A 3,351-nucleotide genomic window follows, 5' to 3' on the forward strand; every position below is an offset into this window, starting at 1 on the left:
AATAATTGAGAATCAAGAAGATACGAGGTTAATTAACTATAAAGAGCAAAAGAAAAATGCCCAATTCAGTTGTTTGCTTCCCTAATTAAGTTTTCGGACGGCCTCCCCCACAATCTGTTTCTAAGATTTTGAGGAGTGCCGATGTTACTTGATTCTCTGTCTGAAAATAAGTTCCAAAGACTGATTGTTCTGTGATATTCTTACTCATTTACTTTCTAGATTATGATTTTTATATTGTTTGTCGTGTTTATCTCAACGGCATTGTAAATATAGTTATTTTTGTGGAGAATTTCAAATTTAAAATGGGGCTTTAATATTCTTTAAACTTTGGCGATTGGTTCATTTTGGTTCATTTTGGTTCAAACTCATTTTTTATGAATTTACACCTTATTATATAGGGGAATGCTTGCCGCAAATCCCCTCCCTTTTCTTATGGAATGTGGAAGCCTACCCCCTTTAATGTCCGTTTTCAAAACTGATACTGCCCCCATGAGATAGGGGGCAGGTCGGTGAAAAACGTTGAAAAATCGCCTAGAAATATCTCTTCTTCATTTTCTTCAAGAAATCCTTGGTAATAGGGAAGCCGGAGGCATCACCTATTACGGAGTCGGTATAACAGAAGGGACATTCGGCTGTAGGCGGCTCATCAGGGAGGTAATTTTAAGAATTTGTGAAAGTCAATCGTAATCCATCGGCTAACCCCCTCAGTGTCAGGAAAGCACCCATTCCAGATTATTCACCTCGTCTTTGATAGAGAAGTTCAAGCCCACCTTTACAATTTCCTTATTCTTCAAGGCAAAGGCTTGGGCATAATGCTTGTCATTGATTTGGTCTAATGCCTCTTGCGCACTCTTATTGAATTTCAGTTCCATCACATAGATGGTGTCGGCAGTCTCCATCGTGATGTCGATTCTCCCTTTAGCCGTGTGCTGCTCCACAATAATATTGTAGTCAGTAAGCAAGGCAAAGATGATATAAAACATCTGCTGGTAATGTCCCTCGTAATTGGTGTTGTCGCAATATGGAATGGTTTCCAGGAAATCAGCCAGCATTTGCAGGGCTTCATCCATTTCACCACTATTAATATAGGTAGAAATGTCAGCTATCACAACCCTACCCGTATCTATTCCCGATCCAAGGTAGCCCGGCAACAAACTGTCGAACAGTCCCACCTCAATCTCCTTGTTAGGAAAGTCGAGCGTATAAACATCTATCTTCTTTTCGTAGTCCTTGATGGTGAGATAGCCACTCTGATACAGCAGAGGAGTGAGCGAAGTCATTCTTTCCGTTGCAGCGTCAAAGGAGGAAGCCTTAGCCCTCACTCGCCCCAACTGCGATGGCAACACATGAAACTCCCTCATTTTTTCAATCAGATAAGTAGGTGTACCGGATCCAAACCAATAAGCCTTCAGCTTGCCATCAGCAAAGCAATTGAGCAGGCTGTAAGGATTGAAGACGTCAGGCGATGGCCAGCAGAAGTGATAACCATCATAATGGTCTTTGAGTTCCTGGATAGTCTCCTCCCTGCTCAGTTCCAGATGCTCGGCAAGAGCGTCGATGTCATCACTCATCTGGGTCAACAGTTCCTCCTTGGTGATGCCACAGATGCCGGCATAAGGCTCGTCCATGCTCACATTCTTGATGTTGTTCAGCTCGCTGAAGATGCTGAGCTGCGAAAACTTCGTGATGCCCGTCATAAAGACAAATCGAAGCATAGACTCGTTTCCCTTCAGAGGACTATAGAAGTTGCGCATTGTGTTACGGAGCTCATCGAGTTTTTCCTTTTCATGCGCCACATCCAGCAGCGGAGCGTCATATTCATCAATGAGCACCACCACCTGCTTGCCTGTCTTATGATAAACTGCATTTATCAAATCGTCAAGTCGAATATTAACATCTATTCTATTGCTCTTGCAATCGAACCTAGCCTCTTGCTTTTCAATAATATCCAACAAATAACGATTCAGCTGCGCCTTCTCCATATGCTTACCCTTGCTCAGGTCGAAGTGCAGCACAGGATAAGTATTCCACTCCTTCTCCAGCTTCTCGATGGCAAGCCCCTCAAAGAGTTCCTTCTTTCCTTCGAAATAACTTTGGAAGGTGGAAACCAGCAGCGACTTGCCGAAACGGCGTGGGCGACTCAAGAAGAAATACTTTCCATCGGTATGTGTCATACGATAGATGTATTCCGTCTTGTCGATATAGAGGTTGTCCAACTTGCGGATTTCCTCAAATGTCTGAATTCCTATAGGATATAATTTTCTTGCCATTGCGTCATCGAATTAATTCATTTGCAAAGCTACAACAAAAAAATGATACCACCAAACTTTTATGAGGGAAAAGTTCTATTTTTTACGTGGTGTGGTTTAACGATTTTGGTTGACCACTTATTATCTTATTTATAAGACGAGTTGACTCGGTTAATACTTATTTATAAAACCAGTTGACTAGTTAAAACTTAGTCATACTTTTTGTTGACTAGTTTTGCTCTTAGTCATATCGAAAATGCACCTGATTATATATAGGGAAACAGTTGCTGCAAACCACCTCTCTTTTCTCTCATAGAATGTGGAAGCCTATCCCCTTTAATGTCCGTTTTCAAAACTGATACTGCCCCTATGAGATAGGGGAGGAAAAAAGGATATGTTTGCGATAGCACCGCCTAACTATATAAAAATAGGTAGTTAGGGCGGTGGTATTCTAAGTGAGGTAAGGATGAATGAACTTTTCGGATAAAGAGTCAAATTTTCGATAGAAAACAAACTTTTTCTTAGTTTTCTATCGAAAAATTAGCTTTTTCTAGTCTTTTAATGTAGCCAAAGGTATAACCTTTACTCTGTCTTCCCTTGATATGGCTTTATCATAAATCATGTTTTCTACAGTTACTTTATATTTTTGCGGCGTTTTACTTTGTATTTTAACGGTAGTTTACTTTGTGTTTTTGCGGTAAATGGTCTCGAATAGCGATAGCACCGCCTAACTATATAAAAATAGGTAGTTAGGGCGGTGCTATCGCACTTTTTAATGTCCGTTTTCATAACTGATACTGCCCCCATGAGATAGGGGAGGAAGATGGGGGGATGAACTCCTTTGAGAAGTGTTAACGAATCTAACTCGTAGTTTCTTGGGTGACAACTCAATGTTTTGTGCCGCATCACTCAATGTTTTCTTATCAATACCTCTTCGTTTAAATGATGGAATCACATGGGGGCAGTTTCAGTTTTTCAAATGGACATTAAACTATAGGGTAGAGATAGGTAAGATTTATTAAGGTTGTTAAAATGTAAAGATATTAATCTTCTTTGCGCTTCTCTTTCATATATAGGATATATTATATTCTTATAAGTATAT

General features: G+C 40.3%; 1 protein-coding gene. It reads right to left on the reverse strand.

The genetic code is table 11. From position 1 onward, the window contains the following. Window positions 1-710 precede the first annotated feature (710 nt). The gene (locus DW830_RS15220) at window positions 711-2,270 is read right to left on the reverse strand and encodes an ATP-binding protein (protein WP_119250473.1); all 1,560 of its coding nucleotides are present in this window, start codon (window positions 2,268-2,270) and stop codon (window positions 711-713) included. Window positions 2,271-3,351 lie beyond the last annotated feature (1,081 nt).

The sequence above is a fragment of the Prevotella sp. AM34-19LB genome (genome assembly GCF_003468525.1).
Lineage (GTDB): Bacteria > Bacteroidota > Bacteroidia > Bacteroidales > Bacteroidaceae > Prevotella.